This window comes from Brevibacillus sp. JB24b (genome assembly GCF_051713385.1).
GTDB lineage: Bacteria > Bacillota > Bacilli > Brevibacillales > Brevibacillaceae > Brevibacillus_B > Brevibacillus_B laterosporus.
Window position 1 is genome coordinate 4,527,546 of the sequence record NZ_JBNVQV010000001.1, and the last position, 14,955, is coordinate 4,542,500.

Below are 14,955 nucleotides of genomic sequence, written 5' to 3' on the forward strand. Positions count from 1 at the left end.
TGATTATGAGCCGTTGTTCCTTTTTTACTATATACCATCAACATACTAAGTTTACCACAAATTACAAACAAAAAAGTGAATAAAATGTAAATTTATGTTATATTTTGCCGAATGAATCAGTAGAGTTCATGATCACACGAAGTAACGATGACCAATTTCTTCTTTAGCACATCTTTTTCTTGCGACTCAACCTATCTTCTCCTATGATGGAGGATAGAGATTTTTTCTATATTACTAGATTTGTGCCTGTCTAAGCCCTATTAGAATGTGGGCAAAATAAATCTATTACCTATTGAAGAAACGATAATATCGCAGACTCAAAGACATTTGCCTTACGATTACAAAGCAAATGTCTGTTTTTTACTACATGACTTGTTTTGCTATTATAATTGCTCTTTTATAAAGAAGCATCTACATCCTATTAAAAAGAGCGTCATATTTGTTTGGAGGGTTACCATTCGTGAAGAATCAGATTAGACGAGAAGATATTGAATTGCTAGCACCTGCAGGTAATTGGGATTGTCTAAAAGCCGCTGTTGCCAACGGAGCAAATGCCATCTTTTTTGGTGTAGAGAAGTTTAATGCACGTGCTCGTGCCGAAAACTTTCAAATGAAAGAATTACCTGAGATTATGGCTTATCTGCATATGTATGGGGTGAGGGGCTTTCTTACCTTCAACATTCTTGTCTTTGAAAATGAATTACAAGATGCCAAAGAATTAATCGATGCCTGTATCGACGCCGGTGTAGATGCTGTAATTGTGCAGGATTTAGGGTTGGTAAAATTAATCCGGGAAATCAGCCCCGACTTCCCTATTCATGGCTCTACTCAAATGACCATCACTTCTCCAGAAGCGGTAGAGTTTACCAAACCATATAACATGGAGCGAGTTGTATTGGGTCGTGAAAACTCTCTAAAAGAAATTAAGAAAATCGGTGAAAAGGCAAAACTACCGATGGAAGTATTCGTACACGGAGCCCTCTGTGTCTCTTACTCTGGTCAATGCCTTACCTCAGAAATGTGGGGCGGTCGCTCTGCCAACCGTGGTGAATGTGCACAGGCCTGTCGTCTGCCCTATGATTTAATGGTAGATGGAGTCCAAAAAGAGATGGGTAACATCGCTTATTTACTCTCTCCGAAGGATTTAGCCGCGATTGAAATCATACCAGAATTAATTGAGGCAGGAGTCACTTCCTTTAAAATTGAAGGACGTCTAAAAACACCAGAATACGTGGCCAATGTAGTTAGCAAATATCGAGCAGCAATCGACAGATATTTCGCTGGAAACAACGCTAAGCCAAACAAGGATGAGATCCGTGAGCTACAACAAAGCTTTTCACGAGGATTCACCCATGGTTTTCTGGAAGGAACAAATAACCGCCTATTATTAGACGGAAGCTTCCCGAAAAGCCGCGGTGTTTACCTGGGTACAGTAAAAAAGGTGTTAAAGCACGCACTCCTAGTAGAAGTCACTTCTCCATTAAAACGTGGTGATGGCATCGTATTTGATGCAGGTGATCCGACTCAAAAAGAAGAGGGTGGTCGGGTCTACGATATTTTAGTGCATGGTGATAAAGTAGAAGGTCAGGTACAGGAAGGTTTATATGAAATTGTCATGGGTCGAAATGATGTGAAGCTAGGTCGTATCCATGTAGGCGATCGAGTGTGGAAAACAAATGATCCTGAATTGAACAAACGTCTGCGTAAAACCTTTGAGACTGAAAAGCCTTATGCTACGTTCCCAGTGGCTCTCCACGTTTCTGGACGTGTAGGAGAACCACTGCAAACCGTGTGGATTGATGAGCAAGCTAATCATGCGGTAACGATTGCTTCTACTATGCCTTTAGAACAAGCGATGAAGCGACCAATGACTCAGGCCTCTTTATATGATCAATTTAGCAGACTAGGAGGTACCTTGTTCCATCTGCCGGAGGATCGTCTCTCATTAGACTTGGAAGGCGAGGTTATCATTCCTGTCAGCGAACTGAACCGGATGCGCCGTGAAGCAAGCGAGCAACTGCTTTATCTTCGCCGTAAACCGCCTGTTTATCAAAAAAGTCAAGTAGACGTTTATGCTACCGTGTCAAACAATCAACCAGTAGCACATCCACTACTGACTGTGCTCTGTCGTTCATTGGAACAGATAGAAGCAGCAGCACAGACCGATGTTGACTTTATTTATGCAGACTTCGAGTTTGTAAAGCAATATCCGCAGGCAGTGAAATTGGCACATCAATACGGGAAAAAAATTGCGCTTGCTACTATGCGTATTCATATGCCGGATGAAAATGGCGTACTGGCTCTTATTGCAAAAAGTAAGCCTGATGCGATTCTAGTCCGTAACACAGGAGCCTTGTACTACTATCTTTCGCGTCGTGATGAAATAGATATCCCATTAATCGGTGACTTCTCTTTGAATATTGCTAATCATAAAGCTGTTGAGTTGTTCATGGGCTATGGACTTGAGCGCATCACACCATCCTATGACTTAAATATTCAACAGATGGTCGACATGCTTGAACATACAGATGCCTCGCCACTAGAACTAGTTATTCATCAGCATTTGCCAATGTTCCATACCGAGCATTGCATTTATTGTACATTAATGAGTGAAGGAACAGATCACACGAATTGTGGTACTCCTTGTGAAACATCACGTGCTTCCTTGCGAGATCGCGTTGGCTTCTCTCACCCAGTCCGTGTAGATACGGGTTGCCGCAATACGGTCTATAATGCGATTGACCAATCCGGCGCCGAATATTTGCCAGAATTTAAACGATTAGGAGTAGGGGCTTATCGCATAGAATTTTTAGAGGAAGAACCTTCTCGCGTACAAGAAGTGATTCACTTATACCGCAAAGCTCTACGCGGGGAGATTTCCGGCACAAAAGTATGGAAGACATTAAAAGCAACCAACCAGCTTGGTGTAACACGCGGACAACTAACCAAATAGACAAAACAGATGAAAACAAAGGAGAGTAGAGCATGAGCAATTTGCAAGAAGCGACTTTAGAAAACCTGACTGTCATTATCGAGGGAATTAAAAGCAAACTAAACATGGCGAATACCCAAGTAATGCGTCCTGAGGATTTTAAAATGGATAGCTATGAAGACCTGTTATATCTATATAACATGGTGCAAAAGAAAACCAGCTTTAGCGTTAACGAAATGACCGCGATTGTCGAAGAGTTAGGTAGCATGCGTAAGACAGATTAGAATGTAGCAAAATAGTGCTGACACATTATGACACAGCAAAAGGACCACATTCCGAGTGATGTGGTCCTTTTGTATACATTATAAATATTCGTCAAACCATCCGGCAATCGCTTGTAGCCGGATAATTCTATGCCCAGGGTCACCGCTTCGTGATAATTCGTGTGTTGCATCTGGAAAACGCATAAGGCGTACAAGGGCTTTCTTATGCTGTTTAATAGCAGTGAAAAATTGCTCTGCCTGTTCAATCGGGCATCGATAATCACGTTCACCATGTAAAATAAGTAAAGGAGTTTGAACATTTTGAGCATAGCGCAAAGGAGAATGCTGCCATAGCCTATCTGGGTCCGTAACCAAATCACCATGGACTTCCCATTTTGCAAAATAATATCCAATGTCACTTACCCCTGCAAAGCTAACCCAGTTTGAGATGGAGCGTTGAGTCACCGCGGCTTTAAAACGCTTATCATGTGCAACAATCCAATTCGTCATAAATCCACCGTAGCTACCACCAGTTACCCCCATCCGTTGCTCATCTAGATAATCGTAATGACTTAACACATAAGTAACCCCGTTCATCAAGTCTTGATAATCTTTTCCTCCATAATCACCACGAACCGCATTGACAAACTTTTGACCGTATCCGTGGCTCCCTCGCGGATTCGTATACAAAATAGCATAGCCCTTAGCTGCTAAGAACTGAAGCTCGTGAAAAAATGTATAACCATACATCGTATGTGGTCCACCATGAATTTCTAATAGAAGTGGATAGGTTTCACCTGTTTTGTAAAAAGCCGGTTTTAGCATCCACCCTTGAATCTCCCATCCGTCTTCCGCTTGGTAGGTAATCATCTCAGGACTGGATAACTCCACTTCTTTTAACCACTGATTACTTGTTGTTAGCCGTTTGCTTTCTCCTTTTTTCATATCAATGCAAAATAGATCTCCAGGAGTCAAAGGATCACTTACCGCCACGACAGCCTTACTGCTCTTGCTATGAAGAGTCCATCCATACACATGATGCTCTCCGCTTACAAGGGGAATATTCTCTCCAGTGATCGATATATAATGAAGACTCACTCTACCTTGTTCCGAAACAGTGATATAGTTGCCTTGACCATCTGCACGCCAAACAGCACCTGGATTGATATGTCCACTACGCATATCACCAACCATTGCATCTGAAAAGTGTACATCCCACTTTTCAGTCAAACAACGTCGATTTCCTGTATCTAACTGAAAATGCCAAACATGCATTAATTTTTCCTGTTCAAACACCCGCTCGTAGCCTACACACGCTATTATTTTGCCATCTGGTGACCAGGTTGGAAACATAAACGTTCCCGTTGAACCAGACAAGTTCTGCCAAGAGCTGTCTTCTACTGAATGAATCCATAAATCGCAGGTAGGATAAAATCGCTCACTTTTGCGCTCCGTAACACAACACGCGATCTGCCTGCCATCTGGTGACCAGGCAGCCATTGAATGATCCTGCTCTTCATTAGTGATTTGACGTAATTGACCGCTTTTTCGATCACATAATACTAATTGACTATACTTTCCATCCCACAAGCCAGCGTCATCTGATTTATATCGAATATAATCCACCTGTAGGACTGGCTTACCTTGTAATACAGGTGACGAGCTGATTTCGTTTCTCTCTGGTTCAGACTTACTATTGCTCCCTTTATCTGTAATCGTCGATGAGGTAGCTATGTATGGTGTTTTAGCATGAGAAGAGCTATGTGGTGAAGTATCAGGAGATGTAGCCACATTTTCCTGTGTTTCATGTAGCGTTTCATTTGGAGATAACCTTACTTGAACTAACAGTTTTTCACTATTTGGTGACCAAATCGGCTTTGCAGCACCGTGTTTGTTATTTGTTAATTGACGTGCTTCTCCTCCATTTATGGAAAGTAACCAAACCTGTGTCTCTCCAGAACGATCTGACTCAAATGCAATCCAATTACCATCTGGTGACCAGCGCGGATAAGAATTCCGATGGTTACCAAAAGTCCACTGCTGTTCTTCTGAACCTACTAGAGAACGTATAAACAAATTGGAAATATATTTTCCGTTAGAATCAATTGTTCTTCGGATATATACTACACTATTCCCATCAGGAGATATTTGTGGATCCTCCAACCATTCAAAACGCAACAAATCTTCCGCAGTCATCTTTCGTTTTTTGGTCACCATATTCATTCCTCCTCATGTCCCCTATTTAGTTACACGCCACACATTTACTTTTCAAACATCTTATGTATAAAAAGACACGACATACGCAAAAACAATAGGCCGTGTCTTAGATGTCTTTTTAATGATTAACAATGCCTACCCGTACTTCTTCCCGTTCCAGTTCAAGAGCTTCTGCCCCTTGTTTCCACAATAAATAGCGAATACTATCGGCAAGTGCTTCCCAGCTAGCTTCAATCACGTTCGTTGATACTCCCACTGTACTCCAGCTCTCTCCCTGATGAATGGACTCAATCAGCACCCGTACTTTAGCTGATGTCGCTTCACTCTCATCGAGAACACGTACCTTATAATCCTTTAAATGCATGTGGCTAAGAGTCGGGAAGTGTTGCTCTAATGCCTTTCGCAATGCATTATCTAGTGCATTAACCGGTCCATTTCCTTCTGCTACCGTATGTACGGTTTGACCATTGATATTACACTTGACCATCGCTTCAGAGACAATTGATTTATCAGACTTTTTTTCCATAAATACTTTAAAGGATTCTAACTGAAACAGCTCAGCTTCCTCTCCCGATGCTTGTAAAAGCATGAGGGTAAGGGAAGCTTCTGCACCCTCGTATTGGTAACCAGCGTACTCTTTGTCCTTCAGACGCTGTACTACTTCTTTTGACACTGATTTTTCTCCATTAAAACATATTTGTAATTCTTCTGCTTTTGCTATTAGATTACTTTGTCCTGATAGCTCCGAAACAAGAATTCGTCTGCGATTCCCGATAACTTCCGGTTCGATATGCTCATAAGTACTTGTGTTCTTCATAACCGCACTTACATGAATACCACCTTTGTGAGCAAAAGCACTATTACCTACAAACGGTTGGTTGACTGGCAACGTAATGTTCGCAATTTCAGCGACATAGCGAGAAATACCGGTTAATTGCTTTAATCGATCTTCAGGTACACAATGATATCCCAATTTCAACTGTAGATTGGGAATAACAGAAACTAAGTTTACATTTCCGCATCGCTCACCAATCCCGTTCATTGTTCCTTGGACTTGCTCTGCACCTGCTTGAACTGCAGCTATCACATTTGCCACTGCCAACTCACAATCATTGTGAGGATGAATTCCAATCGGCTTACTACAGGCCTCCTTTACCCGAGTAACAATCTCATTCATTTCATGAGGAAGCGTTCCACCATTTGTATCACATAAAACGATCCAGTCTGCACCAGCTGCTTCTGCTGCTTTTAGTACATCCAATGCATATGTAGCATTTGCTTTATATCCATCAAAAAAGTGCTCTGCTAAAAACATAACTTCTAGCCCATTTTCATGTAGATGACTCACAGAATCATGAATCATACGTAGATTTTCAGTTAACGTGGTTTTTAGGGCCTCGTAAACATGTAAATCCCAGGCTTTTCCGAAAATCGAGGCTACAGACACACCACTTTCCAGAATTGCGCGTAAATTATCATCTTGAGAAGCTTGTATATTTGGTCGACAAGTGCTACCAAAGGCTGTCAGTTTTGTATGCGTTAGCCCTACCTCTTTCATCCGATGGAAAAAAGCCATATCTTTAGGATTACTCCCCGGCCAACCACCTTCAATATAGTCGATTCCAAACTGATCCAGACGTACAGCGATCTTAACTTTATCCTCCACAGATAGACTGATTCCCTCTCCTTGGGTACCATCCCGTAAGGTTGTATCGTACAGATAGATTTTTTTCACCTTCATGACTAATCCCTCTCCATCCTCTATATTTATTTTGATTTTTCTAAAAAATCAATCTCCAATCCAAGCCTTCTATTTTGCCTATCAGTATATCATAAGCAAAAGAGCTAACAAAAGGCATTTATCGGAAACATCATCGACATGTGAATGAATAGAGCAAGATTTTTAAAAATGCAAGGAAATTTGTAGGGGAACCCGCGAACAATACATGTAACGCTGATTCCCCTATCATTTCATTACTGTTGAGTATTTTGAAGCACGAATTGAGAAGTAACTTCAATCGCTTCTTCTAATTCTGCACTCGTTCCCGTAAACGGATGTCTCGTATTCATTACATGGTCCGCTTCCCTAATCCAGTGCAAAATTGCTTTCGGATAAGCTTCTTTTAATCGTTTAGCTCCGTGTACTAAACGTCCAGAATCCTTCTCACCTTGTATAATCAAGAGAGATTTATCAAGCTGAGAGACTTTTTTCACCAAATCATAAGCTTCTACATTCTGATCGACATCCTCAATTACCTCAGACGTAATCGGCATTTTTTGTTTAGTTCGTCCGTTTATCATATAAGCTATGCCGTTCTCTTTTAATTCTTGTCGTAATTCTTCATCAAATAAATTTACGTTGGCAATACCGTTCCATGTAATAATTCCCTTAATAGCTGGATGATCAGCACCAAATAGAATAGAATCCCCCCCACCTTTACTATGTCCCATCACAAAGATTTGCTCTGTATCAAAATGCTCTGCCAAAGGTAGTTCACGGCCCCGAATCGCGTTCATAAGTACCTGTAGATCAGCGAGTTCCCTGGCATAGGTATTGATTCCGAACTTTTCTAGCTCGTCAAATTCAGTCAGGCTCGCCCCGACTCCGTTTGCTGAAAAGTTAAAGCGGACGACTGTCACTCCTTTTGTGGCCAGGGCGTCTGCTACATAAGGAAAGCTTCCCCAATCCTTAAAACCTTTAAATCCATGACAAAATATCAGTACAGGCTGTTTTTCTCCTGGTGCCGCTGTAGTATGCACATCTCCACGTATCACAAAAGAGTCTTCAAGAGGTAACACAAAAGCTTCTTGCATAATAACTCCCACCCGCCTTTTTGTTATATAAAACGTTTTTTATCCATCCTACCTCATTACGCCTGATGATCGTGTAAAAAAGCTAATGCTACCCGTCCCAATACTTCTGCGGCTACAAGCATGGCTCTCTCATCAATATCAAAACGCGGATGATGGTGCGGATAACAAGCTCCAATCTCTTCATTTCTTGCTCCAATAAAAACGAAAGCTCCTGGTGCCTTTTGCAAGTAGTACGAAAAATCTTCTCCACCCATAGTCGGTTTTAAAGGTATAAGGCCCTCCGCTCCAACAACGGACATAGCCGCTTGTCGTACCAACTCCGCTTCCTCTGCTGTATTAATAACGGCAGGATATCCTCTGTCATAGTCTAAAACGGCTGTTCCTCCCATCATAGCAGCTGTACCTTCCACAATCTCTTTTAACCGTCGCTCACTCAAATCACGGACTTCTGGTAAAAACGTACGTAGGGTTCCGGTCATTTTGCAAGAATCAGCGATCACATTGAAGTTATCTCCAGCGTTGAAGGTTCCAATCGTCACAACAACACTTTCTAATGGGTCCACATTGCGGCTAGCAATCGTTTGAATGTTATTGACAATCTGTGATCCGATTACAATAGAATCAACTGTTTGATGTGGAATAGCACCATGCCCACCTCTACCCTGAATCTGAATAGTAAAATCATCAGCATTAGCCATAACTGGACCTGGTGCAATCCCCACACTACCATATGGGAAATCCGCCCAAAGATGCGCACCAAATACTGCGTCTACCCCATCCATAGCTCCGTCTTGCACCATATAGGTTGCCCCACCTGGGTTCTCTTCCTCAGCAAATTGAAACAAGAATACGATAGTACCAGGAATCTCTTCACGATGTTGGGCTAAAACACTAGCAAGTCCTAACAAACCTGCCGTATGACCATCATGTCCACATGCATGCATGACACCTGGAATCTTTGATTTATATTCGACATCTTTTTGATCCTGAATCGGCAATGCATCAAAATCAGCACGAATCGCAACGGTTTTACCTGGCTTTCCTCCAACCAGAGTTCCGACGACACCACGACCTCCTACTTTTTCACGCACTTGATCTAGGCCAATTTCTCTTAATATGCGAGCAATCATTGCAGGTGTGTTCTCTTCTTTAAACGACAGCTCAGGATATTGATGTAAGTGACGGCGCCAATCCACCATTTGAGTAAAGCATTCCTTCAAATATGCACCTAAAGGCATTACAACTTGATTGGTCATAGCAATTACTCCTCTTTTGTCTCTTTTTTCTGATGATAACAAACCAAAGAACATTGGGAAAGACTTATAAAAAAGTAAAACGACCACTTAAGCCCGGAAAGGCAAAAGTAGTCGTGATTTATGTGTAGCATTATTGATTATTTTTTTCGACGTTGGTAGCTTGTGGACCCCGCTGGCCTTCTACGATATCAAACACTACTTGCTCACCCTGCTCTAGATTACGGAATCCTGAACCGTTAATACCAGTATAGTGAACAAAAATGTCCGTACCGTCTTCCCTTTCAATAAATCCATACCCTTTTTCTTTGTTAAACCATTTTACTTTCCCTTGCATACAAAGATGCCTCCCTTACCATCAATCAGTAAAGCAACAAATGCTTTCTTGGTATGTTATGCAGGCATCTCCCCAAATGCTTGTAGGAAAGTAAGAATTTTTATCACGTCTTTATAAGAACAGTATTCTTTAGGGTTGAACTTTAATGTTCTACCTGATAAATACCGGTTAGCTTGCAGACTCTGTTGAAATGCTAAGAAGCTCTGCCTGTACCGCTTGAAGCTTGGCTATATCTATATTACTATCTAGCGCTGCCAGCAAACCGTTCACGTATTCATCCACTTGCTCTTCCACTTTGGCCTGCTCCTTTTGCCACATATCCTCTACAGCTTTGGTGAACACAGCTTCTAAAATCTGGTTTCCCCAAGCAAGTTGCTGATCTATTGGTTCCTGCAATAGTTTTTCTAACATCTCTCGCATTTTCCCTTTGCCTTCCCCTTCAAAGAAGTCACGTGGGTTTTTAAAAGCTTGTAAGGCAGGTTGAAAGTACTGAACGGATACTTCTTTCATCTTCTCAGGTACTACTGGTGTTTCAATCTGTTGTTGAGTATATGGAGCAAGTAACAATCCATGAAAGGTTTCCTTCACATCCTGCTGCCAAGCCTGGACGCGTTTATTTCCTTCCTTGTGCAATACCTTTTCTAAGCGAAGAGAAGTAGCACGCATCTCTTGTGCTAGATCATATCCAATGAAACGAAGCAGGTCATCCATACATGCTTGAGCGGTTTTCTTTAGATTGCGCCCGTCATCTTTTAAGACGGAGGGATTAAATGCTTGACTAAATAACTCCGGCAACCGTAAAAATAGTCGTTGCTTTACATAGTATAGAAGTTCAACTCTCTCCTGTTCCATATAACGAGAAATTGAGCTTATTTGGGCCGCTTGTATGCGTTGTATTACAGTCGATCTTTCCTCTTCAAGATGTGCACGTCGCTCTTCCCTGACAGTCTCTCCTTGTTGTGATAAGTCTAGAAACTCTGCTAAGATCGTGCGAGCACGGTTAATCTCTCCCTCAGCTGCGGCTACAGCCATGTGAGCTAAACCATCTATCGTAAAGTGTAAGAAATCCTGTTCAAATTTGTCCAGACCTGATAATTTCAACCCTGTTTGAAAATCAGGTAATGCTTCACTCTCACCAACACCTGAACGCTGTCGATAAATTTTCTCCGACGAGGAGGTGAGCTTCCCATTTTTATGCATATGTGCAAGCAATGCAGTCTGGCTCGATACCGGATAAATCCGCGGATGACGAATACCACAGGATAACAGGTTTTTCTCTACATGCGTAAGAACGTCTTGCAATTCTTCATCATTTTGTGCCAAATCGGCTGCATTGACAATAAAGAACATTTTATCTAACTCAAACGTATCCTTTACCCGCCCCATCTGCAATAAAAATTCTCGATCAGCTTGAGCAAATGCATGATTGTAATACGTCACGAATAAAATTACATCTGCATTTTTTAAGTATTCAAAGGCCACGCCTGTGTGTCTGGCATTGATAGAATCAGCTCCTGGTGTATCTACTAATACCATTCCCTGCTCCGTCAGCGGACACGTGTAATACAGCTCAATATAATCGGCAAAGCAGGCTTTTTCCTCTTTAGCAACAAATTTTTTAAACTCTTTTTCATCTACCAACAGCTCCTGTCCAAGATGATTCTCGATCTCTGGTAAGCCTTTTATTACCGCTTTCAAAAAGGTGTAATGGGGCTTGGCATTTGGAGCTATGTCTGATACATCGATGGAAGACACCGCTTCACATCCACTAGTCAAATCATGCGCATGCTTACCGAACACTGCTAACGAGCGCAGAACATCCTGTTCAATCGATTCCTGTGATTTTAGTACAACACGCACGGTTCCATGTGGATATACCTCGGTCGGTGGCATAATTTTATTAATAGCTGCTGTAGTAGGGTTGGGAGAAACGGGTAATACCATATCTCCCATTAATGCATTGGCAAAGGAGGATTTACCTGCACTAAACGCACCGAATAAAGCAACTGTAAATCGATTTTCCTCCATGCGTTGCGCACGCTCTGTCATTGCTTGCGCTTGTTGTTTTAACCCAGTAATCTGATTGATTAACTCGCTTGCATGACGTAATTGACCTGCACCTGCACGTAACATCTGTTTTACTTGGTTCATAATGGTCTCCTTTATATGTCCCCTGATAACAACGATGTGAGTTCTTGTTTTGTGTTCGTTTCTTGGTCGAAGTAAGATTTCTGTTGCTTGAACGCTTGTTGCAATATCCTTAATTCATCCAATCGTTCTTTTACCTTGCCTTCCTCAGCAATCATTTGTTCTGCCAGTTTTGAATGTAATTGATCTATGAATGATAGGCCTTGTTTTCGATACTTGGCTTTAATGCTATCGGATATATCCTGACAGAAATTCATGACATACTCACTAGTTCCTGCTCCTTCTTTTACTAGAGAAGAAAGCCAATCGGTGGTAAGCTCGATCTGATTAGCATGAACAGCACGATTGTAAGCTTCGTCACGAACGTTGTAACGATCAGCAAAGGCTAATAGCAGTTGTTTATAGTGGAAGTCTAGATTACCTGCTACCTTTTCTGCTACGTCATTAAACAAAGCTTGTAACCTTGCTTGTCGCTCTTCTTCCGTTTTTTTAGCTGTGAAGAAGAGACCTATCTTAAAGCCTGGTTTGCGTGTTTCTACATAAGCTTCAGCTGCCTGATTAGTACTATAGTAGGTTAAGCGAGCATTTTGTAATAAGCTGCTTAGCTCCTTTTCCATTTCCTCATAAGCTTGTTCTTTATTTTGTTGTAAATGAGTCCATTCTTTTTCAGTCGAGGCAAGTAATTGTATCAGGCCCTCTTCATCTGTTACATGGAACCCCTTCTCTTCTAGAGCTGATAAGCCTTTATCTATTTGCTCCGTTACTATTTCAAGCTGTGCTTGATTAGCATGACGTAAAAAGCGAATATGCTCCTCAATTAAAGCAAGAGACGCATGTATAATACTGTCTATCAGCAATTCTGTACGGTGATGATATAGGCTAATCAATTTTTCTCGGAATTCATCATATTGATTTTCAGGATGATCTAGTTCAGCTAGCGTTGTATAGAAAATTCCATCTGGCTTAATATTCCATGTAGCGAATGCTTCTTCTACGCTCTCCTTGTAATCATCAAAATCCAGTTCAAATTCAACGTGCTTATCAATCATATTGATGACAAGATAGACAGGCTTATTGCGATCTGTAAGCATTTTAGTAAAGTTAAAATTTTCCTCTGCCTGCACATGGTTGTAATCCATCATATATATAACTGCATCTGCTAAGTGCAAAGCAGATTCTGTGGCTACTTTATGTGCGGCATCTGTGGAGTCAATGCCAGGTGTATCCAATAAGCTTGATTTCTCATCAAGAAACAATCCCGGATAGCATATTTCTACCCATTCTACTTGGTCACCATCTACAGCGAATTTTTTTAACTCCTCTAAGTTCGTTTGTGGATCAAAATGAAGGATTCCGCTATGTCGGGTATAAACATTAGCAGCAGGCTGTCCACCACGAATCTTGACTACATTTGCACTTGTTGGAATTGGATTAGAAGGCAATAGTTCCTGTCCAAGTATCGTGTTAATCATTGTAGATTTTCCCGCAGAAAAATGCCCACAAAAAGCAATGCTCATCTCCTCTGCATTCCCTTTTGCTACAAGTTGTTCTATTTTTAGTGCTTGCGCCTCATCGCCATTTCGGCGCATCAGCAATGCCACATGACCTAGCTGCTCCATTCGTTGTTGTAATGCTTTCTTATTTCCTTGTTTTATATCTTCCGTATATCCAATCACGTGTAATTCCTCCATCTTAATGACTCTACCATGACCGAATGTACCATACTACCACCACAGGTTCAATCTATATGTGCGAATATTTTTATAAGTATACAGTTCGTCTATATGGAAAAAACCCCGAGACAGATGATAACATCGTCTCGAGGCTTTGATTATGTATGGTGCCGGTAGAGGGACTTGAACCCCCACGGTTTCCCTCACGATTTTGAGTCGCGCGCGTCTGCCAATTCCGCCATACCGGCATATTTAAATGGTCGGGAAGACAGGATTCGAACCTGCGACACCTTGGTCCCAAACCAAGTACTCTACCAAGCTGAGCTACTTCCCGTTAGTAATATGGCGTGCCCTGAGAGATTCGAACTCCCGGCCTTTTGATTCGTAGTCAAACGCTCTATCCAGCTGAGCTAAGGGCACAAAAAAAATAATTGTTCTTTCAAAACTAGATAATGAAAGTCAGCATAAAGGCAATGTGGATAAGTCCTCGACCGATTAGTATTCGTCAGCTCCATGCATTACTGCACTTCCACACCGAACCTATCAACCTCATCGTCTATGAGGGGTCTTACTAGCTTGCGCTATGGGAAGTCTCATCTTGAAGGGGGCTTCACGCTTAGATGCTTTCAGCGCTTATCCCGTCCGCACATAGCTACCCAGCTGTGCCACTGGCGTGACAACTGGTGCACCAGAGGTGCGTCCATCCCGGTCCTCTCGTACTAAGGACAGCTCTCCTCAAACTTCCTACGCCCGCGACAGATAGGGACCGAACTGTCTCACGACGTTCTGAACCCAGCTCGCGTACCGCTTTAATGGGCGAACAGCCCAACCCTTGGGACCTACTTCAGCCCCAGGATGCGATGAGCCGACATCGAGGTGCCAAACCTCCCCGTCGATGTGGACTCTTGGGGGAGATAAGCCTGTTATCCCCAGGGTAGCTTTTATCCGTTGAGCGATGGCCCTTCCATGCGGAACCACCGGATCACTAAGCCCGACTTTCGTCCCTGCTCGACTTGTAGGTCTCGCAGTCAAGCTCCCTTGTGCCTTTACACTCTACGAATGATTTCCGACCATTCTGAGGGAACCTTTGGGCGCCTCCGTTACTCTTTAGGAGGCGACCGCCCCAGTCAAACTGCCCACCTGGCATGGTCCTTCCACCCGATAAGGGCGGCAAGTTAGAAACTCCGTACATCAAGGGTGGTATCCCAACGACAGCTCCACGAAGGCTGGCGCCCTCGCTTCACAGCTTCCCACCTATTCTGTACATGATGCACAAAGTTTCAATACCAGGCTACAGTAAAGCTCCATGGGGTCTTTC

Annotated in this window: 9 protein-coding genes, 3 tRNA genes and 1 rRNA gene (1 of these 13 cut by a window edge); 2 read left to right on the forward strand and 11 right to left on the reverse strand. The window is 42.3% G+C overall.

Going from position 1 to position 14,955, the window contains the following annotated elements; translation table 11 throughout:
- The first annotated feature begins 460 nt into the window (after positions 1–460).
- Complete coding sequence (locus ACQV1I_RS21155) at positions 461–2,953, forward strand: DUF3656 domain-containing U32 family peptidase (RefSeq protein ID WP_116334672.1); 2,493 nt, start codon at positions 461–463, stop codon at positions 2,951–2,953.
- A gap of 32 nt (positions 2,954–2,985) precedes the next feature.
- Positions 2,986–3,216 (forward strand): DUF1128 domain-containing protein, encoded by a 231-nt coding sequence (locus tag ACQV1I_RS21160; RefSeq protein WP_018673720.1) that lies wholly within the window; start codon positions 2,986–2,988, stop codon positions 3,214–3,216.
- A 78-nt stretch (positions 3,217–3,294) separates the two neighbouring features.
- Here the strand turns inward: ACQV1I_RS21160 and ACQV1I_RS21165 are convergent, their stop codons facing one another.
- From ACQV1I_RS21165 to ACQV1I_RS21215, 11 genes are all read right to left on the reverse strand, one after another.
- Complete coding sequence (locus ACQV1I_RS21165) at positions 3,295–5,412, reverse strand: S9 family peptidase (protein WP_116334671.1); 2,118 nt, start codon at positions 5,410–5,412, stop codon at positions 3,295–3,297.
- Between the two features lie 118 nt (positions 5,413–5,530).
- Complete coding sequence (gene cimA / locus ACQV1I_RS21170) at positions 5,531–7,153, reverse strand: citramalate synthase (RefSeq protein WP_094700803.1); 1,623 nt, start codon at positions 7,151–7,153, stop codon at positions 5,531–5,533.
- A 233-nt stretch (positions 7,154–7,386) separates the two neighbouring features.
- Entirely contained in the window at positions 7,387–8,226 is an 840-nt protein-coding gene (locus tag ACQV1I_RS21175; RefSeq protein WP_201747424.1) for an alpha/beta hydrolase, read from the reverse strand.
- Positions 8,227–8,282: 56 nt separating this feature from the next.
- Complete coding sequence (locus tag ACQV1I_RS21180) at positions 8,283–9,482, reverse strand: M20 metallopeptidase family protein (protein WP_116334670.1); 1,200 nt, start codon at positions 9,480–9,482, stop codon at positions 8,283–8,285.
- 130 nt (positions 9,483–9,612) lie between these two features.
- Positions 9,613–9,816: a cold-shock protein gene (locus ACQV1I_RS21185; protein WP_018673725.1), complete on the reverse strand. Its 204-nt coding sequence runs from the start codon at positions 9,814–9,816 to the stop codon at positions 9,613–9,615.
- Positions 9,817–9,984: 168 nt separating this feature from the next.
- The gene (locus ACQV1I_RS21190) at positions 9,985–11,967 is read right to left on the reverse strand and encodes a dynamin family protein (RefSeq protein ID WP_116334669.1); all 1,983 of its coding nucleotides are present in this window, start codon (positions 11,965–11,967) and stop codon (positions 9,985–9,987) included.
- A gap of 11 nt (positions 11,968–11,978) precedes the next feature.
- Positions 11,979–13,640, reverse strand: coding sequence for a dynamin family protein (locus ACQV1I_RS21195; protein ID WP_116334668.1), 1,662 nt, complete (start codon positions 13,638–13,640; stop codon positions 11,979–11,981).
- Between the two features lie 162 nt (positions 13,641–13,802).
- Positions 13,803–13,885: transfer RNA gene (locus ACQV1I_RS21200), tRNA-Leu, on the reverse strand.
- Between the two features lie 9 nt (positions 13,886–13,894).
- Positions 13,895–13,971: transfer RNA gene (locus ACQV1I_RS21205), tRNA-Pro, on the reverse strand.
- A gap of 9 nt (positions 13,972–13,980) precedes the next feature.
- Positions 13,981–14,057 (reverse strand) — tRNA-Arg (locus tag ACQV1I_RS21210).
- 55 nt (positions 14,058–14,112) lie between these two features.
- Positions 14,113–14,955 (reverse strand): 23S ribosomal RNA (locus ACQV1I_RS21215) (it continues 2,086 nt past the right edge of the window).

What these genes read in the sequence shown, in the direction of transcription:
- ACQV1I_RS21160 (WP_018673720.1), top strand. Translation starts at nt 2,986, where the DNA reads ATGAGCAATTTGCAAGAAGCGACTTTAGAAAACCTGACTGTCATTATC.
- ACQV1I_RS21165 (WP_116334671.1), bottom strand. Translation starts at nt 5,412, where the DNA reads ATGGTGACCAAAAAACGAAAGATGACTGCGGAAGATTTGTTGCGTTTT.
- cimA (WP_094700803.1), bottom strand. Translation starts at nt 7,153, where the DNA reads ATGAAGGTGAAAAAAATCTATCTGTACGATACAACCTTACGGGATGGT.
- ACQV1I_RS21175 (WP_201747424.1), bottom strand. Translation starts at nt 8,226, where the DNA reads ATGCAAGAAGCTTTTGTGTTACCTCTTGAAGACTCTTTTGTGATACGT.
- ACQV1I_RS21180 (WP_116334670.1), bottom strand. Translation starts at nt 9,482, where the DNA reads ATGACCAATCAAGTTGTAATGCCTTTAGGTGCATATTTGAAGGAATGC.
- ACQV1I_RS21185 (WP_018673725.1), bottom strand. Translation starts at nt 9,816, where the DNA reads ATGCAAGGGAAAGTAAAATGGTTTAACAAAGAAAAAGGGTATGGATTT.
- ACQV1I_RS21190 (WP_116334669.1), bottom strand. Translation starts at nt 11,967, where the DNA reads ATGAACCAAGTAAAACAGATGTTACGTGCAGGTGCAGGTCAATTACGT.